Below are 23,314 nucleotides of genomic sequence, written 5' to 3'. Positions count from 1 at the left end.
AAAAATTTCGAGGTATGAAACGAGTATATAGCAGTGCAGTATTTTTTCTTGGGTTGATGTCGGTGTTATTTGTTTCATGTGGACCGACTCAGTCGGAGAAAGCGGCTCAACAGATAAACAGGGCGGAAACATTGCTCTCGCAGGGCGATACGGTGAAGGCTGTTCAAAGCCTTGATTCCATAGCCAAATCGTATCCCGAAGCGGTTGCCCAGATAAAACAGGCCGGTGAAATGAAGAAGCGCATCTTCGTTGCCAAGTTGGTGTCACTCAGGGCTCAGCGCGATTCGTTGAATGAGCGGATTAGCGCGTTGTCAAAGAATTTCACAACAAAAAAAGGCGAGTTCGATCGATACATGCAATATGTTCCGAAAAGACAATCTGTTAATCGGAGCTGGGACCGGTCATTTATCCAGGTGCACCTTGATGCCAGTGGACGGATTTACCTGTCGAGTAATTACTACGGAGATAAATGGCTTAATCATGTGGCAATCCGGGTTTATGACGGTAAATTAAATGCCCGAACCGATACTGTTCCTTTGGACGATGTCAACAATCATCACAGTGAATTTCTGGATAAAAAGTGGGAGCAGGTTTCGTATAAGAATGGGAAAAGCGACGATGTGATTAAATTTATTGCCGAGCATACTGACCTGAAGCTGAAAGCTGTTTTTCTGGGGAAACGATATTATTATATCGTCCTGGAGACCTTTGATAAAGAAGCTGTCAAAAAAGCATACGATTTATCGCTGGTGCTGAAAGCGAAGAATAAGCTGGATGAGCAAATCAAATCGCTTGAAGCAAAAGTGAAAGAGACCAACTAAAAGCAGAGACGGGGAATGAAAGTTCCCCGTTTTTTATTCTTCAATTAGCGATTGAGCAAATCCGGGTAGATCTTTTCCCGAAAAGGTCCCGGAACTCATCAGCAGCAGGTTTTGGTTGCAGTGTGGCAAACTCTCCAACACTGAAAACAGTGCATCCGAATCCGTAAATACATGCAGATCTTCGCGCCCGAAAGCTTCTCTCACCTGGTCTGTCGTGATAGGTTCAAGTTTTTTATGCTCGATGGTATGCGGACTAAAATAGACGAACGCTGTGTCTGCTTTCTCCATGGAATCTTTGTAAAGCGGAAGAAACTCTTTCTTCAGACTACTGAAAGTGTGCAATTCCATGACAGCTGTTAATTTCCTGTCGGGAAATTGTTGCTTCACCGCTTCCACGGTTGCCTTCAGCTTCGATGGCGAGTGGGCAAAATCGCGGAAGATGGTCATGCTATTGGTTTCAGCCAGTTTCTCTAAACGGCGGGCAGCGCCGCTGAAAGTGGAAATGGTCCGGTAAAAATCTTCATCTGATATGCCCAATTGCTGGCAAATAATGTGCGCACCGCTGATATTTTGCAAATTGTGTCGTCCGAAAACAGTCAGCCCCACGTGTTTTCCTTCAGTCGTAATCAATCGTGTTTCTCCGTTTTTTACATCTGCTGTGTGTTCGTTGTAGCCAGTTACCTTCAGACGGGATGCGTTTTTGTCAGCAATTTCCCTCAGGTTTTCGTCGCCATCGAAATAAATCAGGTGACCGTTGTCCGGCATCAGCCGCGCAAACTCCCTGAATTGCTCTACATAGTTATCGAAGGAAGGGAAGACGTTGATATGGTCCCAGGCAATCCCCGAAAGAAGACCGATCTGTGGTTGATACAAATGAAATTTCGGGCGCCGGTCGATGGGCGATGATAAGTATTCATCACCTTCGAATACGGCAATTTTTGCCGACTCACTGAGCCGAACCATCGTATCGAAGCCTTCAATTTGTGCACCAACCATATAATCAAAATCGACGTTATTCTCTTTCAGCACGTGCATAATCATCGACGTAATGGTGGTTTTCCCGTGGCTTCCGCCAATGACGACCCTGGTTTTGTTCTTGGTCTGTTCGTAAAGAAATTCCGGGTACGAATAGATTTTTACGCCCAGCACTTTTGCTTTTGCCAACTCCGGATTGTCTTCGCGGGCGTGCATTCCCAGGATGACAGCATCTAAATCAGATGTGATCCTGTTAACATCCCACCCAAATGCATCGGGTAACAAACCGTGTAGTTCCAAGCGGCTTTTCGAGGGCTCAAATATTTCGTCGTCTGAGCCGGTTACCCGGTAACCTTTTTGTTTTAGGGTAATAGCCAGGTTATGCATGGCAGCTCCGCCAATGGCGATGAAATGAATATTCATGGTTTCGGTAACTTTTTGCCAATTTTGCGGTTAAAAGTAACAAAATCCGAATCACAAAATTTCAGTATATGAAGCTTTATCCAATTCATGCAGGTTATTTCATGGCTGATGGCGGCGCCCTGTTTGGTGTTGTTCCGAAGGTGTTGTGGAGTAAGCATTACCCATCGGACGAAAATAATCTTTGCAAGGGAGCGATGAAATGTTTGCTGGTGGTTGACGGCGCTCGGAAGATTCTGATTGACGCCGGAGCCGGAGATAAATATGATGAAAAGTACAAGAAAAACAACGGCCTTCATGGCGATGAAACTCTGGTCGGCTCACTGAAAGCAGCCGGTTTTCATCCGGATGAGATTACCGACATGTTTTTCACCCATCTGCATTGGGACCATTGTGGAGGGGCTGTTCAATTTGGTGAAGATGGTACAACGCCGGAGCTGGTGTTTAAAAATGCGACACATTGGGTTTCGGAAAGTCAGTGGGAGAAAGCCTGGAATCCGAATATCCGTGACGGGAATGCTTACTTTTCGGCTGATTTGGAGACTTTGCGAGACAGTGGCAAGTTACAGTTGATTAAGGAAGAAGGCGAGCTGATTCCAGAATTCCGATACATTGTTGCAGATGGCCACACGCCCGGACAATTGATTCCTGTAATTGAATACAAAGGACGTAAGGTGGTTTTTACTGCTGATTTGATTCCTGTTACCGCCAACATCCCGGTAGGTTGGCTGGCCGGTTACGATTTATTCCCGGTAACGACCATGGAAGAGAAAGCCGAATTCATGAAAACAGCCCTGGAAGAAGATTATGTGTTGTTTTTCGAACACGACGCCTACAACGAATGTGCTGAACTGGAAGCCGGGAAAAAGGGGGCGGCATTGAAGCGAACCTTTCAGTTGAGTGAATTATAAAACTCCCCGAAACATAAAAGAAAAGAGGCCGCTTTGTAAGTGACCTCTTTTTTTATATCAGGCTTTGAAATCTTTTGCCAGTTCGTCATGACATTTTTCAAGCAGTCGCTTGGTGGCCAATACACCCTCCTTGGGGCTCAGTTGTTCACCTTCATATTCAATCCCGACAAATCCACGATAGCCGGCTTCCATCACGATGCGCATGACCCGGTGAAAGTCGGAATGAATCTCTTCACCATTTTCGTCAAATTCCTGCGACTTGGCTGAGACCCCTTTGGCATAAGGCATTAGTTCTTTCATTCCCAGATAGCGGTCGTACCATTCCTCCGGTTCATAGCTGGTACGGAAATTACCGAAATCGGGTAGGGTACCGACTCGAGGATGGTCGACCATTTCCATCACTTTGCTCAGCCATTTACCGTTGCTGGAAAAACCGCCGTGATTTTCTACCAGAATATTGATGCCAGCCTTGTCGCCGTATTCACAAAGTAGATGAAGTCCGTCGGCTGCCAGTTTCTGTTGTTCTTCGTAAGAACCTTGTGAACCAGCGTTCACCCTGATAGAATGACATCCCATCTGAGCTGCTGCATCGATCCATTTTTTATGATTTTCGAGGGTTTGTAGTCGATCCTTTTTCTCGGGGGCACCTACCAATCCTTCGGCATCAACCATGATGAGTACGTTGGTAATTCCTTCTCCTCTGCAAACATTGTTGAGTTCATTCAAATACTTTGTGTTCTTTGCTTTATCGTACATGCAGGTATTGACGTACTCGGCGCCTTCGCCTCCAACTTCTCTGATGAACTTCGGGAAATCGATATTTTTCATCGGAGCGGCTTTCTCAATAGCGCCAAAATCGTTTTTGAGTAGTTGCATGAACTTCTCCCAGCCATCTTTGCGTGCATCGCCAAAGATGAGGGGATTAACGGACCATTCGGCAACTGATAGCTTGAAAAGTCGTTTGTTTTCCGGTGCAGAAGCCAGGGATGCTCCGGCAATAACGACTCCGGCAGAAGCCAAAGCGGTGTTTTTTAAGAATAGTCTTCTGGAAATGTGATTTTGCATAGTCTGGTTATTAGTATAATTTCGTTTCAAGATATAAAATTGTCCGACGGAAAGGAAATTTACGTACTGATATTCAGTAGTTACGGTTGATTTTGCTTGAAAAAAGGCAGGAGATATGGATAGAAAAGTGAGAAAACCGAAACAGAATTTTAATAATTTGGCGTAAAGCCTCATATTATGGGGCTTTTAAGCAATCACTTGAAGAATATATGCTAAAAAATGGCGTTCTTTAAAAAGTTATGTCAACTATGTTGTTGAATTGTTTAACACAGCTTTGTAAAATAATTTGGCTTGAAAGCCCTGAAAATGTTGTAAAACCTGAATTTTAAACATTTTGATAAAAAAGTTAAAATTTAATTGACATTAAGAGCGATTAGTTCGTAAATTTATAATCAACTTAACTGTTCGAATGATAAAACCCCTTAAAGTGTATGACTTTCCTAACGTCTCCCCCGATACAGTGGTTCATCATTTGAAAACGGCGGTATGTGGAAGCACAGATATAAGACAGTTATGCTGGAGGGATAAATGGATTGAAAACAGTTAATTATTCATTTTTTTGATTTTGAATTTTTTACTCTCGTTTTGAGAGAACATTTATAGTTTGTTTGGTAGAATTATTTTTTTGCTCTTGGATTCAGGAGTAAGGTTTTAGGATTATTGTAGGAGATTTTTGAGAAAAAAAAACTTAAGTCCCATCACACGGAACTTAAGTAAAAGGTACCTCTGGGGGGAGGTTAGAAAGCCCATTTCCTGTTACGTGCTTGTTGGGGTTAGGAGCATAGGGGAATGGGCTCCTTTATGGAATAAAAACGGGTTACGGTTGAAATTATTGTCGTAACCCGTTATTTTTTTCACGGAATTCGCGATAAGCCGTCGCTGGCGGATTGATCGCCGGGTTTGAAGAGCAGACACTTTTGAAAAAGGACTTTTGCTTCGCGGGTTTGGGCCAGACTGAAGTGTGTCCATGCCAGCATCAGGAGACCGTCGTAATCGAACGGGTAGAGGTCGACCACCGTTTTAAAGTAGGGAAAAGCTTTCTCAAACTGCTTCCTGTTATAGTATATCAAGCCAAGTCGGTAGTTGACTTTTGTGTTCTTCGGATTATTCTCCAGTATTTTGTTGTACAAATCGACTACCTCATCCCATTTCCCGGAAGCTGAAAGTGGGAGAACCAGCCCCATTCTGGCTTCTTCAGAATAAGGTTTCAGTTCGACCGCATGGCGGTAATGCGCAGCCGATTCCGTGAAATTACCTTGCAGGTAATTCAACCAGCCCAGCCTCAGGCTGATCTCGTAAGAATCATCCGAATAAACTTTCTTTAGTGCCTGTATCGCCTGATTGAAGTCATTCTGCTTCTCGTAGGTATAACTTTTTTCAAATGCAGTCATCACTGTATTGAAATCCTGTTGAGCTTTCGCTATTTGAAATGACAGCAGGAAAGCTACTGCAATTGTTGTTTTTACTAGAAATTCCATGTCAGTCCTCCTGAGAAATTCTGATTTGTGAAATTGTATTCTTCATATTGATAATTTTCTGTGTCCTGGTAAGACAACAGGTAACCCTTTTCTTTCATTGAGTAGTAGCGGAATACAAGTTGTAACCGGTTTTGGTGAATTGGGATGATCAGATTGGCCCCCCACTTGGAATCGATGACGTAAGGAGTGTTCCAGATGAGATAGTTGGCTGCTTCGGAAAGAAACTCCATGGAACCGCTGGTATAATACCCTTCCAACCAGAACGGTCCGGTTTTGAAGCCGATTTTCTGGTTGAATACTAAATTGTTATCAGAATAATTGGCTGAAGCCAGCTTTTGTTGCTTTAAAGAAAGAGTGGAAACCAGGTAAAAGTTGAGGTTTGCCAAGGGATAGATAGCCAATTGCCCATTAAGCTGGGTGCAATCGATGCCTAAAAGATTGGCATAGCTTCCGCTGAGCCCGGTACTGAAATATGTAAAATTTTTGAACAGCCCCAGATAAAGAGAATAATCACTGAAATTACCGTTCACAAGGTCGTAAGTTGCTACATTGTTTGCGTTGTAGGATAAGGCGTTGTAACTGTATTTTCCCCACAATAAGTTGAGAGAGGGGACGAGATGAAATCCCTCTCCCAGATTAAAATCTAACGCACCGTAGTACTGATTCTGAACCGTTGTATGCATTGATTCATTGGATGTATTCCCCATTTCACGGATGTGCTGTGTTTCATTAATCCCAATATAAGTATAAGCCTGTGTGTAACGCACTCCCGGTCCCAGGTCGTGAGAAAAGCCAGTTGTGATGTAATATTGGTTCTTGGGATAGTAGTTCGCATCATAAACACTGGAATTTCTGTTTCGCGACATGGTGGTGATGTTGGTGTAATCCATGTTATTACCGATACCAGATTCAACGAAAAAACTTCTAATGGCCTTGGGATGTGCGTCGAGCCTTGTCTTCAGCGATTCAGGGAACTTCCGTGTCAGGAAAACTGCATCCTGGCCTCTTCCTGAGAAGAGGTAGGCGTAGTACAGGTATTCCAATAGGATGGTGTCACCTTTTATTTCCTGTAGCGCATTTTCAAAAAGTGGAACAGATTTGCGATAGTGTCCCAGATTGTAATAAGCAATAGCTGTTCGGGTATTCAGATAGAAGAAATCAATTCCTTCTTCTTTTGCCTCTTTTGATAGTTGAATCAGCTTTCTCCATTCGCCGTTTAAGTAAAAGGCATAGGTTTCCTTATCCACCCCTGCCGGGGTTAATTTCTTCTGTGCCATGGAAACGAAAGGCACAAGTAGCAGGATGATTAAGATGACTCTCCGCATAAGGCAATCAGTATTTTGTCGTTTTCTTCGACCGCGATTTTTTTAATTCCGGTTGGACTAATTTCTGTTTTGAATGTCATTCGACTAAGCTGCCGCTTGAATATTTTCTTGTCCACGATGGAGGTCAGCTCAATGTGGCCCGGCATTGTGGGGTTATCGATGTAAGAATACTGCAACGAAAAGTCGGCGTGAAGAAACCGGAAGAAGGGGGCAGTAAAGTCGTGCAAAAACATCCAGCTTTTAGGAAAAACAAGGTTGGGCGGTATGCTGTCCTGAATTTTTAAATCAGCATAGAAACCTGATTGAACCTTGAACAATCCCAGGAAAAACAGGTAAAGCAACGACTTGTTTTTCCCTTGAAAATGACTGAAATAATGCACTTGCCCGTCGTTGTAAATCCAGGCAGTCGCTTGTTCTGTTTCAGAAATCAATCGTGATTCATTCCGGGACGTGGTGTCTACTATCCACTCGGCCTTTTCGGGAAGTCGACGAAAAGCGGGGATTTCGTTTTTCAGGACTCGGAAATGAAGATGTTCTCCCGGTATGAAATGCATGGCCTCTTCAATCAGTTGGGTTTTCCTGATGCTGGCGATTTTTTCATTTTTACGGGGAATAGCGAACGATTTCAATTCTTTCGCATGACCGTTATTCAGAATATATTGACCGAATGGATACGAAAGTGTCGGAGCTCCAATATTCGGCAACACCTGGAACTGCATATGCAGGTGTGGATAAGGTGAACGTCCCGAATTGCCCGCTTCACCGATGGTCTGTCCCTGTTTGACAAATTCCCCTTTCTTTACCTTAATGCTGTCTTCCTTCAGGTGCGATAACTTGGAATAGAGATAATCGCTGTGTTTGATAACGATCGTATTTCCCCAGTTTTGATGGGTATTAACATCGCCAATTTTATTATCAGGAACGCCATCGACCAATTCGGCAACCGTGCCATCGCCCGGAGAGGCTACTGCTTTACCAAAGCAGAAATAGTCGGTAACCCAATCGCCGACCCCTTTATACTGTTTTCCTTCTTCATCCGTAATAACGAAGTCCCAGGCGTGCTTCCATTCGTCTTTGTGCGTGTATTCGCCCGAATGTCCTTGAGAAACGGTCCATTCGCCAAAGAATGGAAGAGAAACAGGAAGATAAAATCGGTTGGCGAACCGTTGTTTAGTGCCGATGTGGTGATATAGATTGCGTTCCGGCGAGTTTTCCTGCAAAGTAACTTCTACCGGGCCTTTTTCCGGCTCAAGCCGAAGTTTTAAGACATACACAAATGTGATGACGACAATATTGAACGGCAGTGAATAAACCGAAAGCCCAAATGACAGAAAAACTTTTCCGAGACTCAACGTCAACATGACCACTACCGGAAGCAAAATAGCCGTCCAGAGGTAGCTTTTGAATGAGGGAACCAGGAAAATTCCTCCGATGGCAATGGCCGTCAGGATGTAGTTGAATCCTATGTATGTGTATGTCAATTCGTGAATGTTGGCACCAGTAAGCTGGTAGAACGCCCAGGCAATGCTGAATCCCAATACCGAAAGTGTAAATGCAATTCGGGAGAAAAGCAATAGTCCAATGGTTATCAGAACTCCTGCCAGCAAATTGGATTGAAAAAATATAGCTCCCAATGACAACAAATAAGTGCGAATTGCTGGAGGCCAGTCGATGTGCGCAATCGAATAATAGACGTCGACCAATGGTTTCCCGCCAAGGGTGAACAACTCGTTGGCTGTATAAATTCCTCGTTCGCTAAGGCCCAGCGATTGAAAATCCCGCGAAGCCAGCATCACCATCCACATCCCAAACATGAACGGAAGGCTGAGGTAGGGAAGATTGTACTTAAACAAGATTCCTTCCAGAGCCAATGTAAGAAACAGGGTAAATACAGCGGCAAAAATGGTAATCGAAAAGAGTTCCCAGCCAGGCTGGAACCCAAGTCCGGTTCCCAGGCCCACCAGCAAAGCGTTGAAGCCGTACATTCCCTGGTTAATCATCTCGGAAGAATAGCCTAAAAGCCAGGCGATGGCATTGGCCACCACAACGGCAATCAGGCCACAGGTCCCGGCTACCCAATCGATAAAACTGATTCCGAGTAACAGCCATCCCAGGAATGAGTAATTAGAGAAAAAAACCTGGGCATAGCTTCGTGGAATGGAAGCCAGAACGATGTGCTCGTTTTCGGTCATATTATTTTAGATATTGCGGAATACGTTCGGATGTTTGGAATGTGTTTTGGTTCTCCTGTTCGCGAATGACATGTACGCGTTGTTCCGTGTCAATCAGGACGATATTGGGCCGATAAGTGATGAACTGCAGCCACTGGGTCATATTGTAGGCACCAACACGTGGGATAACAATTCGTTCTCCGGGTCTCAGCAGCGGAAACATAACGGCATCGCGCAGTATGTCGATATTCATGCAAAGAGGTCCGTAAATAGTCGTATTCTCGGTGTGTTGTGACGAAATGACCGCCGGTACAACCTGGTGATCGTACCAGAAGGAGGTGAACAGGAGATTAACACCGGCATCGACTACCGTTGCTCTGCGCCCGTCAGGAAGTCTTTTGTTGGCAATCACTGTTCCCAACAGATATCCCGCGTCATCAATTAACGCTCTCCCTGTTTCCAGGAAAAGGGTTGGCATATGGTCTGGTTCAATTTCTGAATTGATCAGAGCACTGGTGATGGCATCGGCGTATTCATCGAATGTAGGGCAGGTGTCCGTACCCGGAAGATACGCTCCTTTCAGGGTGTTCTTCGATGCAAATCCGCCTCCCATATCAATGTAATGAACGTGGTGGTTGTATTTTCGGGCCAGGTTGATGGCCAGTTGAGCGAGTTTGTTGGCTGCCATTCCATAGGCAGAAGGCGCCAGGATGTATGTTCCGATGTGGGTATGAAGTCCAACCAGGTCGAGTTTCCCACTCAGCATGATTCGGTTGAGTGCGTCCCATGCTTCGCCGTTTTCGTAGTTAAACCCAAACCGTTCCCAACGGGGAAAAATTCCGGTGTCCATGTTCACCCGAATAGCCACTTTGGGTTTGGTTGCCGATTTCCCGGCAATTTCCAGCAGGGTGTACAGTTCGTCGAAGTGGTCGATGTGAATCAGCGAGTCATTTTCAATCGCAATCTCCAAATCGTCCCGGGTTTTGTGCGGTCCGTTGAAGATGATTTGATTTCCCGGCACACCGTTGGCCAGCGCTTTTTCGTACTCAAAACGGGAAACGACTTCGGCCCATGAACCCTCCTGGTGAAAGATCCGACATACGCTGTCGAGGTAGTTGGTTTTATACGACCATGCAAATTGTACGGACGGATAACGCGTCTCGAACGCTTTCAGTGCACTACGATATGTGTCCCGAATGGTTTTTTCGGAAAGTACAAATAATGGTGAGCCGTATTTCTTCATTAATTCTTCGACAGACAAGCCTTCGATTTGTGGGATGGGGCGAATGCGACTTTGCATGCCAAATTTATCGGGGATACCGGCACTGATCCGGTTGATGATGGGTCTTTCGTAGGCTAACTTTGCCATAGCTTTATTGTTTTTCAGAAGTTATTCAATTTTATAATTCGCCTTTTACGGTAATGCTTTCGAAGAGAGAGATGTCTCCAATTAAATCGTATGAGTAGCGGATGAACATTTTTCCGGTTTTGAATGTATGAAACGGTTCTACTTTTTCATCTAATGCCAGTCGAACCATTACTTCCGGAAGATTTTGCCCTGCAGCTACCGCGAGATAGAGCCAGGCAGGAAGCCTCGGATTGATTTCGATGATGTAGTATTCGTTGTCTCTTGTTCGGATCATCTCCAGCTCCATTCCACCCCGCCATTTGGTTTTCCTGATGATATCGTAGGTGAGTGAAAGCATTTTCTCATCGTCGATAGTAATGCCCCCCCACGCCTTTCCTTTGTCGGTGATGTAGGTCTTTCGCATGGGCACAGCGCCAATCGTGTCTCCTTTGCCATCGCCCAGGGCAATTACGTTAACCTCAGTGCCTTCCACGAATTCTTGCACCATAACCGGAAGCCCCCATTTGGCACTTATTTTATGGAATAGTGTATTCACTTCGTGTTTGTCCCAGGCTTTGTAAGCATCATAAAATTTTCCTTTCACGAATACCGGAAAATCCAGTTCCTCGAAAAGTTGGTCAACCTGGTGACCCCCGGTTAACGGTAAGCTTTTCGGTACCTTTAAATCGTACCTTTTCCCAAACGAGCTCAGGTTGTCTTTTGAGCGCTCCATGAAGCTCTCCATTCCTGGAAGGAAGGTTTTGATTCCCCTTTCCCGCAGCCAACTCTCATTCTTGATAAAAGTGAATAGTTCAGCATCGAAATTCGGAATCAGGACATCAATAGGATTCTTCCGGTGTATCTGTTCAATGCGTGCCAGCAATTGTTCCGAACCGGATGATGGGTAGGGGATCAGGTAGGTTTTGTCGGTAATACCATTCATATAGATGCCCGGCTCCAGGTTTTCGTATGCCAGTCCAATGACTGTCGCATCAAACCGGTCGGATTCTCGGATGGCGCGGATGAATGGCACTCCAGGTCCCGGATTATCGGTATTGTTCAATCCGGTAATGGCGATTGTTATTTTTTTCTTAGGCATAGAAGACGTTTCTGAGGGTTAATAATGCAGAGGTTATTCTTCCAGCAGATTGAATTGTCTGAGCATGGATTGAAAATCCATCAGGTTTTGTTCAAAAATGACTGGTTCAACTTCGTAACGCTCAATAATTTTTTTGGTAATATCCGATTGCTCTAAACCATTTTTCATCATCTCCACAATTTCCCGTCCTATGCCATTTAGGTTGAAAGAATCACCGGTTGAGCTGTCGAAAACAAATCCGTTTTCACTAACAGCGACACTTCTTTTTATTCGCATATCATTTTGTTTAATATGAGGTTTGGAATCAGGAGTAGCAGTGGTAAAATCTGCATGCTATAATAAAGTTACGCTGAATCAGTTGATTATGCCAACATGTTAAATCAGATTTCTCCGGAACTCCTGTTTCTGTTTACATGAATACCGTTTAAAACCGGATTTACCCTAACGTGAATAATCAATTTTGTCTGCCGAAGGACTCAGGAAAAGAATAAGACTCACGAAATGAGGATAGTCCTTCTGTCTTCTGTAAAAAAATCAGGCAAGTGCAGGTGCACAATGAATGCGACAGTTGGTACAAATTGGATGTTTACTATCGGGGAGCAAACGTTCCCGGCAAGCATAAGTTAAAATTTGAATTTGATTGGATGTCCCGAACTTATGGCGAATATTTTTGCGATGTGTTCTTACGGTAGATTCACTAATGTTTAGCTTTTCCGCAATTTGATGGTTGTTCTCCATCATCAACATTAATACGAGAATTTCGCGCTCGCGTTCGGTGAGTATGATTTCATCTGAGGATTGTTGTTCTTGTTTAAAAAGAGAAGTGGCCACCTTCGAGCAAAGATATTTTTCTGATGCAGAAACTTTACGGATGGCGAAAATGAATTCTTCAGCAGAGCATGATTTCAACATATAGCCATCAATCTCGGGAAGCCACTTCTCCAACAGACGCCGTGAAACGAGGTCTGATAAAATGAGGATTTTTAAGTTGTGGTTTAACAGGCGTATCTTTTTGATGTAATCCAAATTCAAAAACGACAGAGAGTTAAACTCAAGGACGAGAATATCGGCTTCGTACACTCTGATTTTATCCAATAGCTCATCACTAATCGGAACAACACCTGCGAGCGCAAAATCTTTAATATTATTAAATACTGCGCTCAAGGCATCGGCTAGAATTCGTTGATGATATCCTATGAGCAAAATCTGCGTTTTCATAAGCAAATATTCATAATCTAATTTACAGCGATTTAAACAGAAAGGCAATAGAACTCAACAATTGTTTAAATCAAATCCTTATATGTTGAGTCTATGTAAATGGACGTGCACGAGAAGCTACACATTCAGGCAATATAAAATGCACATTAAGGCGATTGTCTTCAACGGGTGATAATCTCTAAATTTAATATAAACAAACTAGCAGTTGTGTCTGCGGTTTGAAACATCCCCCACCTAAATCCTCCGCAGACATTAATTTCTTAAAAATCTTGCTATGAAAAACCTAAAACGAATGAAATCGATGCTATTGTTGTCTCTTGCAATCTGCTTTTTGTTTGCAGGATGCCAACAATCATTTCTTGACGAACCACAAGATGAGACTGGGTTGGTTCTGAAAAAAGGCAAAAAGATTACTGTTGATCCTGCCGATTTGTATGGTGACTTGTGGGTTATCCAACGTGATAACAGAGGCGTACCGGTACTCTACCCGTTGCCATATTCCGTGGAGTTTCAAGATGAACTAAAAGAAGGATTCATCGATGTAACAATTCCTTATCTGACTGCCAGTATTACTACTCCAGAAGGTGATGTAATTGTTCCGGAAGGAGGCGGTTTCCCGGAATGGGATGATGTGCCTCTGCTTTACGATTCCGAAGGTGGAGTTTATGAAGTTGTTGGCGAAAACGTTCAGGAAATTGAAATGGGACGTCTCAACCTGATTCGTTCGGGTCCCGAAGTGCTTGATCGTAGGTTGGAAGAAGTGATTAAGAATTTCGGCGACGGAACAGTGTCCGAGGTAATTCGGGACTATTGCGGTCGTTTGTTCATGGTTCGAACTGATGCCGCTCTTGCTCAGGAAATTGAAGACAAGCCCATTGATTCTCCCCTTGAAAACTTAGCCATTTATAAAGAACTACTTACCAACGGTTTCCAAGGCAGGCTGAGTTTTCTGGTGGACAACTTCAAAATGAAAGGCCGGCTGGATAACATTAGCGATTGGAGCCAGAGTGAAAAAGGAGTTGAATTCATGACACTGGAAGAAAAGCAACTGTTCATTGCTAATGTATGTGCCGCTTGTGTTGGTGCTGGCTCTGATAAAACCGGATTCCTGACAATCGACGAAATTTGCTATTTGAACGAGTTTATGGGTATTCCAGGTGATGAATGTTTCTATCCGGTTATAACGAAAACCGTTAGAACATTGAACCAAACGAACAAGAATCAGGAAACTGTTGTGAAGAAGTATATTGACTTGTCCGCGTTCATGTATACCCGGCAAAAATTCTGGAAAACGTTCGTCACCATTCGTACCATTGACGATTCAACAGACCCGTGGACCTACAGAGACCTGGGAACCTATACTATTCACAAGATTCTGAAAGGCAACGCACCCGAACTGGATGTTCTGTTGGGCACTTATCGTTATACCATCGACAGTCCGGTTAAGATAAGAATGGTAGGATTTACCAATCAGGCTGATGACTATGTACAAGCACTTGAACTTGTTCATGGAAATGAAGAGTTTATGGTTTGGCAGATGCCGAGTGTCGATCGTTCTGCATCTCCGTTCTCTTATACAGCTGAGGAAGAGTCTCATGGCAATCGTCCTCCCGGAAAGGGTGACGATGAGGAATTGAGTACAGATGATTCTGGGTCAGGATCGACGGGTTCAACAGGCTCGAGAGGCGGAGGTCGCCGCGGTCGCCGATAAATATATAACGACTTTAATCACTTCTGTAACGGAAGCAGACTTAGCTTGAACTGACCTAATACTAGCCCCAAAGCAGGTAGCGTTAAGCCGAAAACGCTGCCTGCTTTTTTAATATAAATTTATTATATTTATAAGTGACCAAGAATGACTCTGCTGGATTAATTAACATTTAAAACCTCTATTTATGAAAATGATGAAATTAATCGTATCAGCGTTGCTGGTATTGCTTTGGGTTAGTTGTGAGAAAAATGAGAGCTCACTATCTCCAGAAGACAATCAAACAATTCAAAGCGGACAAGTAATTTCGGGACAATATATTGTTGTCCTTAAGTCCGGAGTTGTTAACTTAAAAACCGTCTCTTTAACGTACGAAGGTCGCCAGGCTGCCGTTAAAGAAACGGCCAAAGCCTTTCTTCCGGAAAGAGATTTAAATCAAAGACCTTTTTTGCAGGTTTATGGAACAGCGGTCAAGGGATTTGCAGCCGATTTAAGTAACAGTGAGTTAAACCAATTGCGGAATAACGCCAATGTAGATCGAATTTTCCCTGATCGAATGTTTATTTTACGTGGCAAACCACCGGTTGTCGATCCCACTCCTCCTGCTCAAACGGTACCTTATGGGATTGCGAGAGTTGGGACTGGTGACGGTACCGGGAAAACAGCCTGGGTAATCGATACGGGAATCGATTATGACCATCCGGACTTGTTGGTTGACGTAAGTAGAGCCCAGACTTTTGTTACTCGTACAACTACCGCTGATGATGACAACGGGCACGGAAGTCACTGTGCGGGAATTATTGCTGCGTTGAACAACGATATTGGTGTTGTTGGTGTAGCAGCCGGTGCGACAGTTGTTCCCGTTAAAGTGCTTGACAGGAGAGGCTCGGGAGCTTATTCCCAGATTATTGCCGGAATCGATTATGTTACCAGCAATGCTTCACCCGGTGACGCAGCTAATTTGAGCCTGGGAGGTTCCATCTACGAACCGATTGATTTGGCTGTTGAGGCATTGGGCGCCAGTGGAGTCTATGTTGCATTGGCAGCTGGAAACGAATCTGATGATGCAGAAAATCATTCACCAGCACGTGCGGAGGGGGTCAACCTGTTTACAATTTCAGCATGCGATGACCAGGATGCTTGGGCTTATTTCTCCAACTATGGTACGCACGTGGATTATTGCGAGCCAGGTGTTAATGTATTTTCAACATACAAAGGCGGAGGTTACACGACAATGAGCGGAACCTCAATGGCGGCGCCGCACATGGCCGGGATTCTGCTAATGACGGGGGGAAAGCCAGTTGCAGATGGAGTTGTTTCTGGTGACCCGGATGGAAATCCAGATCCGATAGGAATTCAGTAACTGAAAATTAATAAAGGCCGCAATTTGCGGCCTTTATTAATAATGGAAAGACTAAAGTTATTTATAGATTACAATACGTCCAATACCGATTGAAGGTGTTGTGTCACTTCATCGGCGAATTTCTCCAGTTCCGGTGTTGCAACAGGTTTCATCGCTTCCATCGGATTTACCGTCGAGACTTCGATTTTTCCTTCGGGAGTTTCCTGCACAACGACGTTGCAGGGAAGCATAATTCCAATCTTGTCGTTACTCTCGAGTGCCTGATGCGCTAAAGCCGGGTTGCAGGCCCCCAGAATTTTGTACTTTCTGAAGTCCACATCGATTTTCTTTTTCAGCGTATCTTTCACATCAATTTCGGTAATAACACCAAAACCCTGGTCCTTCAAGGCCGATGTGACTTTGTCTAAAGCATTTTCAAATGAGGTATCAGTTAATGTTTTTGCCAGATAAAATTCCATAATATATCTCCTTTTTGTTGTTACTAACAAGTAATTTGAAAAACTGTTCAGTTCCTGTTCTTTTAAAACAGTACCAAATCAAAAATATTGAAAAATGTAGATATATAAAATAGTGGCTTATTTGAATTTATTTTAAAAGAAACGAGGCAATGCCCTATGCATCGCCCCGTTTGCCATGGAAAGTTAATGTGAACCTTAGATATCAACGTTTAGTTTGTGTGTTTTTCAAACGCCGTCAGATGAGCTCCATCAGCATTGATGAAATTATTGTAGATGGTTGTTAAATCGGGAAGAACCGTTCTTCCTAGCGCATTATTGAGCGAATCAAGTTCGAGTTGCTCAATAATGGCTCCGGTTTCCATTGCCTGAAGTAGGGAAACTCCACCATAAGTGATGGCTTCATCGTAAGCGTCAGACATATCGTCATCGTTATATAAGCCGATACCAAGATCAACTTCTCCGTCTTTTGTCGGGTCAGTTTCACTATACTTGACAAATAGGTTCTGAAGAACTTTCCAGTGACGATATTCAGCTTCGGAAATATTCCCCAGAATGGGCATCGTCGAATAGGTTTGGCCTAAAGTAGTGTATACTTCGTAGGCCATTTTCTCCAATTTCACCAGGTAGATTAAATCATTCAACTCGGCTTCAGACAGTGTTGCTGTGGTTGTTCCGTCAGTGGTGCCGCAGGGACCGAGTCCGCATGGACAATCGTTGGTATAAGGTCCCAAGCCACATCCCGGACAGGTTCCACCTCCACCATTTCCAGGAGCGGTTTGATCTTCCAGGATATCCGTTACAACGGGATCCAGAATTGTTAAATCTTCTTCTGAAAAGAAGTCTCCAAAATCGTCAGCTATCAGCTCCCAATTATATTCGACTCCTACTTTCAGGAGGTTCCAGTTGTACGCTTTCAGGTGATGTGGCTCGGCAGTCTCCAAACAGCTGTAAACAGCCAACGCCTCGGAAATAGCAGCGTCAGTAGCAGAAGTTGTGGCCTTGGAGACATTCAGGATTTCGAGACACTCGATGAGATACCCCACCTTGAATGCCTTGGTCACATCGTCGCCTGCAAAGTCAAGCATACTACTATAAACCGTTGTGAAGTCATCATTTTCATCATCGAAGACACCGGGGCCATAGGCAACGCCATCACCATCGCGGGTTGGGTCATCGAGGTTGTCGTAGGTTGCAATCAGATCGCTGATACGTGTCCAGTGTACCAGTTCGCTCGCTGCAGTATGTTCAAAAACCGGATTGTCGGGAAACAACGCGCTTAATTCGCTGTACAGATCGTGAGCGAGCTTTTCCGTTTTGGCCAACGTAAGCAGATCCACCTCCCAAACTTCCAGATCTTCGTTCAACTGTGCGGTCATCATCGCTCCTTCCTTTGACTTCTCCGGGCCATCCGTTATTGAGTTGTCCTGTGTACAGGAAGGAATGAATAAGCCAAGCAACAGCAGGTAGCTGATGAAAGACAATACATACTTTTTCATGGAAACAGACTTTTTAAAGGTTAATTTTTTGTTGAGGAACAAGGTTGGGTCTGAAACATAGCGTAGATAAACAGTCAGCCGAATTGTAAAGACCATTTATCTGCAAATAGGAATACACGATTCTTCTCTCTTTTATCGGGATAAAAAAGAAATGAGAATCACTTTAAATAGTTGAGGAAGATGGATGGTGATACTTTAGTCTGGTTGGGGAAGCAGTTGTTTGCCGAAAAATCGTATGGTCTGGTTTAGACAACTAAATTACAATTTCTTATCGTAAAAAGGAATATGCTTATTGCAAAAAAAGAAAACCCCGGCCGTAGCCAGGGTCTTCAGTTATCGTAAATGAATGAATTCTATTCCTGTGCAGCCAGCAGGATTTCCATGATTTTCTTACCAGCTGTGGTAACAGAAGTTCCGGGGCCAAAGATGGCCACGACACCAGCATCGTAAAGGTACTGGTAGTCCTGTGAAGGAATTACTCCACCGGCAATCACCATGATGTCCTCGCGACCCAGTTTCTTCAGTTCCTCGATGACGGCAGGCACCAGTGTTTTATGCCCGGCAGCCAATGAAGATACTCCCAGCACATGCACGTCGTTTTCGACGGCTTGCTTGGCAGCTTCTTCCGGAGTCTGGAACAGCGGTCCCATATCCACGTCAAAACCGAGGTCGGCATAACCGGTCGCTACCACTTTGGCACCGCGGTCGTGTCCGTCCTGTCCCATTTTAGCAATCATGATACGCGGCTGACGTCCTTCTTTCTCTGCAAATTTTTCGACGAGACTGCGAGCCTCACCGAACTCTTTATCGTTTTTCGCTTCTGATGAATACACTCCTGAAATGGTTCTGATTACTGCTTTGTAACGTCCGACAACTTTTTCACAAGCATAGGAAATTTCTCCCAAAGTTGCACGCTTTTTCGCTGCATCGATGGCGAGTTCCAGCAAGTTCCCTTTTCCGGTTTCCGCGCAACGGGTAATGGCTTCCAGCGAAGCTTTCACCTCAGCTTCGTTTCGTTCGGCACGCAGTTTTTCCAAACGGGCAAGTTGCGATTTCCGCACAGCGGTATTGTCAATTTCCAGAATGTCAATCGGATCCTGCTTGTCGAGTTTGTAACGGTTCACACCAACAATGGTCTGACTTCCCGAGTCAATGCGTCCCTGTGCACGGGCAGCAGCCTCTTCTATACGCATTTTCGGAACGCCGGTTTCGATGGCTTTCGCCATACCGCCAAGCTCTTCTACCTCTTCAATCAGCTTCCACGCTTTGTCGGCCAATTCTTTGGTCAACGATTCCACGTAGTAAGAACCTGCCCAAGGATCGAGTGAACGACAAATTTCGGTTTCCTGCTGAATATAAAGCTGCGTGTTACGAGCAATACGTGCAGAAAAATCGGTTGGCAGCGCGATTGCTTCATCGAGTGCGTTGGTGTGCAGCGACTGGGTGTGTCCCAGTGCGGCAGCCATGGCTTCGATTGCTGTACGTCCAACGTTGTTAAACGGATCCTGCTCGGTCAACGACCAGCCGGAAGTTTGTGAGTGGGTACGCAGTGCCATCGATTTCGGGTTCTTCGGACCGAATTTCTTCACGATTTTGGCCCAGAGCATACGGGCTGCACGCATCTTGGCAATTTCCATGAAGTGGTTCATTCCGATTGCCCAGAAGAATGAAAGGCGAGGCGCAAATGCATCCACATCCAGACCCGCTTTTATTCCGGTTCGGATATAATCCAGTCCGTCGGCCAAAGTGTATGCCATTTCGATGTCGGCTGTAGCACCGGCTTCCTGCATATGGTATCCCGAAATGGAGATAGAGTTGAATTTCGGCATATTCTTCGAGGTAAACTCGAAAATGTCGGCGATGATTTTCATCGAGAATTCCGGCGGATAGATGTAAGTATTCCGCACCATGAACTCCTTCAGAATATCGTTTTGGATGGTTCCGGAAAGTTGCTCCAGTGTAGCACCCTGTTCCAGCCCAGTCACAATGTAGAAGGCCATAATCGGGAGAACGGCTCCGTTCATGGTCATCGAAACAGACATTTTGTCGAGCGGAATTTCGTCGAACAGGATTTTCATATCCAGAATCGAGTCGATGGCTACACCGGCTTTACCAACGTCACCTACTACGCGAGGATGGTCGGAGTCATAGCCACGGTGCGTTGCCAGATCGAATGCTACCGACAAACCTTTTTGTCCGGCAGCCAGGTTGCGGCGATAGAACGCATTCGATTCCTCTGCAGTCGAGAATCCGGCGTACTGGCGAATGGTCCAGGGGCGCATGGCGTACATGGCTGAGTAGGGACCCCGCAAAAATGGCGGCAGACCAGCGGCGTAATTCAGGTGTTCCATGCCTTCCAAATCGGCCTTGGTGTACACCGGTTTCACCGGAATTTGCTCCGGTGTTACCCAATCTTTTGAGATGTGGTTCTTTTCGGTCCACTCTTTCTCACTGTCTGTGCAGGTGGCTTTAGAACCTTTTATATTGATGTCTTTAAAATTCGGTTTCATTGCTTGAGTATTTTTTAGTGATGAATCATCGTTGCCTTCCGGGAAACCGGAAATCATCTTTTGCTCATCCCTTAATTAATTCCCAGTTTTTTATTGTAATCCTTCAGTGCTTCCAGTAAGTTGGTTTTCACATGAACGAAATTTTCGATGCCTTTGGCCTTGAGGTCGTCGGCGCAAGCCGGTGCTCCGGCAATTACGAAAATCGCATCATCTTTAATCAACTCGAAAGCCTGAGGTCCGAATTCGATGTATTCATCATCCGATGAGCAAAGCACGATAATATCGGCGTTGGCTTCTTTAGCGGCGTTCACACCAGCTTCAACACTGGCAAAGCCGTTGTTGTCGACAACTTCGTAACCGGCAATGGCGAAGAAATTGGACGAGAACTGCGCGCGGGCCTTGCGCATCGCCAGGTTACCGATGGTGAGCATAAATGCTTTTGGACGTTTTTTCGCTTTGGCGAAAACATCAGTTGCGTAACGCAGTTTTTCAAACTCGTCGGCACCACGGAACAGGCAAATAGGCTCTGCTTCTGCGCCGTCAATCTTTTGGCAAACAGGCTCGAAAAAGTGAGCGTTGAATTCAATCTTCGCTTGCTCGCTGAAGTTCGGGAATTGGTTAACACCCAACAGGCTTTCTTTCCGAATAGCAACTGCTTTGCGGCGTTTGTCTGCCATCTCGTTGACACGTTCCTGTACGAAGCCGGCACGGAAAGCAGCGAGGAAGCCACCTTTTTCCTGAACTTCCAGGAAGAGTTTCCAGGCCTCTTCAGCAATGGAATCGGTGAGTGACTCAATATAATAAGAACCAGCACCCGGGTCAACAATCTTATCGAGGTGTGATTCTTCTTTTAACAGAATCTGTTGGTTGCGGGCAATTCGTTCAGAAAACTCGCTGGTTTCTTCGAAAAACGAATTGAACGGAAGAACAGTCATTGAATCGGTTCCGCCCAGTGCAGCCGACATGGCTTCAGTCTGTGTCCGCAACATATTGACGTAGGCGTCATAAACGGTTTTGTTCCAGACAGAAGTTTCGGAGTGAACCTTCATCTTACCGGCACAACGGCAAATACCATCTTTGCATTCTCCTTCGCAATCACAGGTTTCGTCACATTGGCATTCGGGTTTGTAAGCCGAAACAATCTGAGCCCAAAGCAGGCGACCGGCACGCAGTTTGGCCAGCTCCATGAAATAGTTTCCGCCAATACCGAGATTGAAACGAATTTTCGGTGCTGCCACTCCTGCGTTCATTCCCAACTCAGTCAGCTGGCTCAGGTATTCAGCACCCATAGCCAGTGAGAAAGCCAGTTCCTGAACGCAGGAAGAACCTGCGTTGTTGAAGTTCTTTCCGTCGATTGCAATGACTTGCAGATTGGGCATTTCAGCCGCCGCGTCCACCGCTTTCTTCACGGTAGTGAAAGTATCAGTGTCCGATGCCGGCATTTTGCCTTTCAGCACCAGTTCGCTTAGCGCATCATAGTTGATAGAAGCATTGACCGTCTTCGGGTCATAACCTCTTTTTTTCGTATGAGCGATAAAAGCTTCAGCTAACTGTGGCACATGGCCCGAAACAACAAAGTTGATTTCAGCTGCTTCGAGACAAATATCTTTCAGTAAAACATCCAGATCGGAATCAGAGATGACCTTGCCATCAGCAATAACGAATCCGAGCGAATTCACTCCCTTATTCAGAATCGTCAATGCTTTAGCGTTGGCTGCAGCCAGGTCGGTTACCTGAATATCCTGTCGAATGAACCAGTCGTTATTTTGCTTTCTGTTTCCACGCACGTAAGGATAACTGCCGGGAAGCGCGTTGAGATATCCTTTGTCCTCCAGGTTTTCCTGGCGGTAGAACGGTTGAACGTTAAACCCTTCGTTGGTGCGCCAAACAAGGGCTCTCTCATAATCCTTCCCCTTCAGGTCGGTATTGATTTTCTCAACCCATTCTTTGGTTGATACAGGTGGAAAATCTTTAAACAGGTTTATATCTTTCTCTGCCATAACAATGTAACTGTTTAGAAAAATCGTGGCCAAAGTTAAAGGTTTTATACTAGTTGTTTCTAAAAAATCTACGCTTTTTTACTGAATTTGATAATAATCATGAGTTTGGATTTGGAAGAGGGAGAGGTTACTGAAGAGAAAATTATTTATGACACTGTAACCATCTTCTCCCGGCTCCGTATCAACTAATAACTTTGCGTATTTTTTAGTTTGTTTTTGGGGTTTATTTTGATCAAATGCAAAGTTAAATGGTTTTGGTTGTCAGTCGTATAGACTGACATATTAGGGTAATATTAGTTGTTTGATTAAAAGGTGACAGAAGCCATTCTGCCACCTTTTATTTTTTTGGGATGGTTCGATCAATGATCTTCAAAAAAGGATATTTCTATCTGAAAACAATAGCCTTTAGGGGAAGTGTGATAGAGTATAATTATAAAAATGATAATATGTGAATATTATAATATGTTATCACAGGATTACTCTTCCACGTGAAATTTCAGTTGTTCTCTCGATAAAAACTTATCAGCAGCTGGCCCTATTTTAGTTCATCAATTTTTTCCGGCGGTTGGGCTAGTACAGCTTTTTGCCCTTTCTGTACAATGGGGCGCTGCAACAACCTCGGGTTCTCTATCAGAATCTGAAGCCACTCTTCGGTTGAAAATTCTTTCCCTTTCAGCTCTTTTTTGTAATAATCTTCCTGTTTGCGAACGAGATCTTCAGCTTTTAAGCCGGTTTGTTTCAGCAGTGTGGTGAGCTCGTTAACCGAGAGATTATCCTTCAAATAGAGACGTACTTCGTGTTCGATGTTGTTTTCTTCGAGGTACTTAAGACCGGCACGCGATTTGGCACAGCGTGGATTGTGGTAAATGGTCATCATAGTTCAGCGAATTAAATTACTGTTATCAGTCATGAACAGTTTGCCGGGCATTCAGTTTAAGAGAAACAAAA

At 44.6% G+C, this 23,314-nt stretch carries 18 protein-coding genes; 4 read left to right on the top strand and 14 right to left on the bottom strand.

Annotated elements, in window-relative coordinates; genetic code table 11:
- The first annotated feature begins 14 nt into the window (after nucleotides 1–14).
- On the top strand, nucleotides 15–821 hold the full coding sequence (locus tag GJU87_RS16845) for a hypothetical protein (RefSeq protein ID WP_153640552.1): 807 nt from the start codon (nucleotides 15–17) through the stop codon (nucleotides 819–821).
- 33 nt (nucleotides 822–854) lie between these two features.
- Here GJU87_RS16845 and murC read toward each other — a convergent pair whose 3' ends face one another.
- Nucleotides 855–2,219, bottom strand: coding sequence for a UDP-N-acetylmuramate--L-alanine ligase (gene murC / locus GJU87_RS16840; RefSeq protein WP_153640551.1), 1,365 nt, complete (start codon nucleotides 2,217–2,219; stop codon nucleotides 855–857).
- A 68-nt stretch (nucleotides 2,220–2,287) separates the two neighbouring features.
- Here murC and GJU87_RS16835 point away from each other — a divergent pair, with 68 nt between their 5' ends.
- Nucleotides 2,288–3,127, top strand: a complete 840-nt coding sequence (locus tag GJU87_RS16835) for an MBL fold metallo-hydrolase (RefSeq protein WP_153640550.1) — start codon at nucleotides 2,288–2,290, stop codon at nucleotides 3,125–3,127.
- A 57-nt stretch (nucleotides 3,128–3,184) separates the two neighbouring features.
- On the opposite strand, the gene GJU87_RS16830 is transcribed toward GJU87_RS16835, so the two are convergent.
- The 8 genes from GJU87_RS16830 to GJU87_RS16795 all read right to left on the bottom strand — a co-directional run bounded on the left by GJU87_RS16830 (nucleotide 3,185) and on the right by GJU87_RS16795 (nucleotide 12,831).
- Nucleotides 3,185–4,192, bottom strand: a complete 1,008-nt coding sequence (locus GJU87_RS16830) for a sugar phosphate isomerase/epimerase (RefSeq protein ID WP_194831564.1) — start codon at nucleotides 4,190–4,192, stop codon at nucleotides 3,185–3,187.
- An 854-nt stretch (nucleotides 4,193–5,046) separates the two neighbouring features.
- Nucleotides 5,047–5,670 carry a lipopolysaccharide assembly protein LapB gene (locus tag GJU87_RS16825; protein ID WP_153640549.1) on the bottom strand — a complete coding sequence of 208 codons (624 nt, stop codon included), beginning with the start codon at nucleotides 5,668–5,670 and terminating at the stop codon, nucleotides 5,047–5,049.
- On the bottom strand, nucleotides 5,658–6,995 hold the full coding sequence (locus GJU87_RS16820; RefSeq protein WP_153640548.1) for a hypothetical protein: 1,338 nt from the start codon (nucleotides 6,993–6,995) through the stop codon (nucleotides 5,658–5,660). The genes GJU87_RS16825 and GJU87_RS16820 overlap by 13 nt, the downstream gene beginning before the upstream one ends.
- Nucleotides 6,977–9,187 carry an urea transporter gene (locus GJU87_RS16815; protein WP_153640547.1) on the bottom strand — a complete coding sequence of 737 codons (2,211 nt, stop codon included), beginning with the start codon at nucleotides 9,185–9,187 and terminating at the stop codon, nucleotides 6,977–6,979. Before GJU87_RS16815 ends, GJU87_RS16820 begins: the two co-directional genes overlap by 19 nt.
- Nucleotide 9,188: 1 nt before the next feature.
- The gene (locus GJU87_RS16810; RefSeq protein WP_153640546.1) at nucleotides 9,189–10,535 is read right to left on the bottom strand and encodes an alanine racemase; all 1,347 of its coding nucleotides are present in this window, start codon (nucleotides 10,533–10,535) and stop codon (nucleotides 9,189–9,191) included.
- Between the two features lie 31 nt (nucleotides 10,536–10,566).
- The gene (locus GJU87_RS16805; protein ID WP_153640545.1) at nucleotides 10,567–11,613 is read right to left on the bottom strand and encodes an ATP-grasp domain-containing protein; all 1,047 of its coding nucleotides are present in this window, start codon (nucleotides 11,611–11,613) and stop codon (nucleotides 10,567–10,569) included.
- A 33-nt stretch (nucleotides 11,614–11,646) separates the two neighbouring features.
- Nucleotides 11,647–11,889 carry a PqqD family protein gene (locus GJU87_RS16800; protein ID WP_153640544.1) on the bottom strand — a complete coding sequence of 81 codons (243 nt, stop codon included), beginning with the start codon at nucleotides 11,887–11,889 and terminating at the stop codon, nucleotides 11,647–11,649.
- A gap of 258 nt (nucleotides 11,890–12,147) precedes the next feature.
- A complete protein-coding gene (locus GJU87_RS16795; protein WP_153640543.1) occupies nucleotides 12,148–12,831 on the bottom strand; it encodes a response regulator transcription factor in 684 nt (227 codons plus the stop codon).
- Between the two features lie 274 nt (nucleotides 12,832–13,105).
- Between GJU87_RS16795 and GJU87_RS16790 the strand changes: the two genes are divergently transcribed.
- Both GJU87_RS16790 and GJU87_RS16785 read left to right on the top strand, forming a co-directional pair.
- Nucleotides 13,106–14,542 (top strand): hypothetical protein, encoded by a 1,437-nt coding sequence (locus GJU87_RS16790; protein ID WP_153640542.1) that lies wholly within the window; start codon nucleotides 13,106–13,108, stop codon nucleotides 14,540–14,542.
- Between the two features lie 184 nt (nucleotides 14,543–14,726).
- Nucleotides 14,727–15,902, top strand: a complete 1,176-nt coding sequence (locus GJU87_RS16785; RefSeq protein ID WP_153640541.1) for a S8 family serine peptidase — start codon at nucleotides 14,727–14,729, stop codon at nucleotides 15,900–15,902.
- Between the two features lie 68 nt (nucleotides 15,903–15,970).
- Here the strand turns inward: GJU87_RS16785 and GJU87_RS16780 are convergent, their stop codons facing one another.
- The 5 genes from GJU87_RS16780 to arsC form a co-directional block, all read right to left on the bottom strand.
- Nucleotides 15,971–16,360, bottom strand: coding sequence for a DUF302 domain-containing protein (locus GJU87_RS16780; RefSeq protein WP_153640540.1), 390 nt, complete (start codon nucleotides 16,358–16,360; stop codon nucleotides 15,971–15,973).
- Nucleotides 16,361–16,569: 209 nt separating this feature from the next.
- Complete coding sequence (locus GJU87_RS16775) at nucleotides 16,570–17,856, bottom strand: DUF2202 domain-containing protein (RefSeq protein WP_194831563.1); 1,287 nt, start codon at nucleotides 17,854–17,856, stop codon at nucleotides 16,570–16,572.
- Between the two features lie 353 nt (nucleotides 17,857–18,209).
- A complete protein-coding gene (gene scpA / locus GJU87_RS16770) occupies nucleotides 18,210–20,366 on the bottom strand; it encodes a methylmalonyl-CoA mutase (protein ID WP_153640538.1) in 2,157 nt (718 codons plus the stop codon).
- Nucleotides 20,367–20,437: 71 nt separating this feature from the next.
- Nucleotides 20,438–22,366, bottom strand: a complete 1,929-nt coding sequence (locus tag GJU87_RS16765) for a methylmalonyl-CoA mutase family protein (protein WP_153640537.1) — start codon at nucleotides 22,364–22,366, stop codon at nucleotides 20,438–20,440.
- 535 nt (nucleotides 22,367–22,901) lie between these two features.
- The gene (arsC, locus tag GJU87_RS16760; RefSeq protein ID WP_153640536.1) at nucleotides 22,902–23,243 is read right to left on the bottom strand and encodes an arsenate reductase (glutaredoxin); all 342 of its coding nucleotides are present in this window, start codon (nucleotides 23,241–23,243) and stop codon (nucleotides 22,902–22,904) included.
- Nucleotides 23,244–23,314: the final 71 nt, after the last annotated feature.

The sequence above is a fragment of the Prolixibacter sp. NT017 genome, assembly GCF_009617875.1.
GTDB lineage: Bacteria > Bacteroidota > Bacteroidia > Bacteroidales > Prolixibacteraceae > Prolixibacter.
This window is presented reverse-complemented; position numbering and strand designations above follow the sequence as displayed.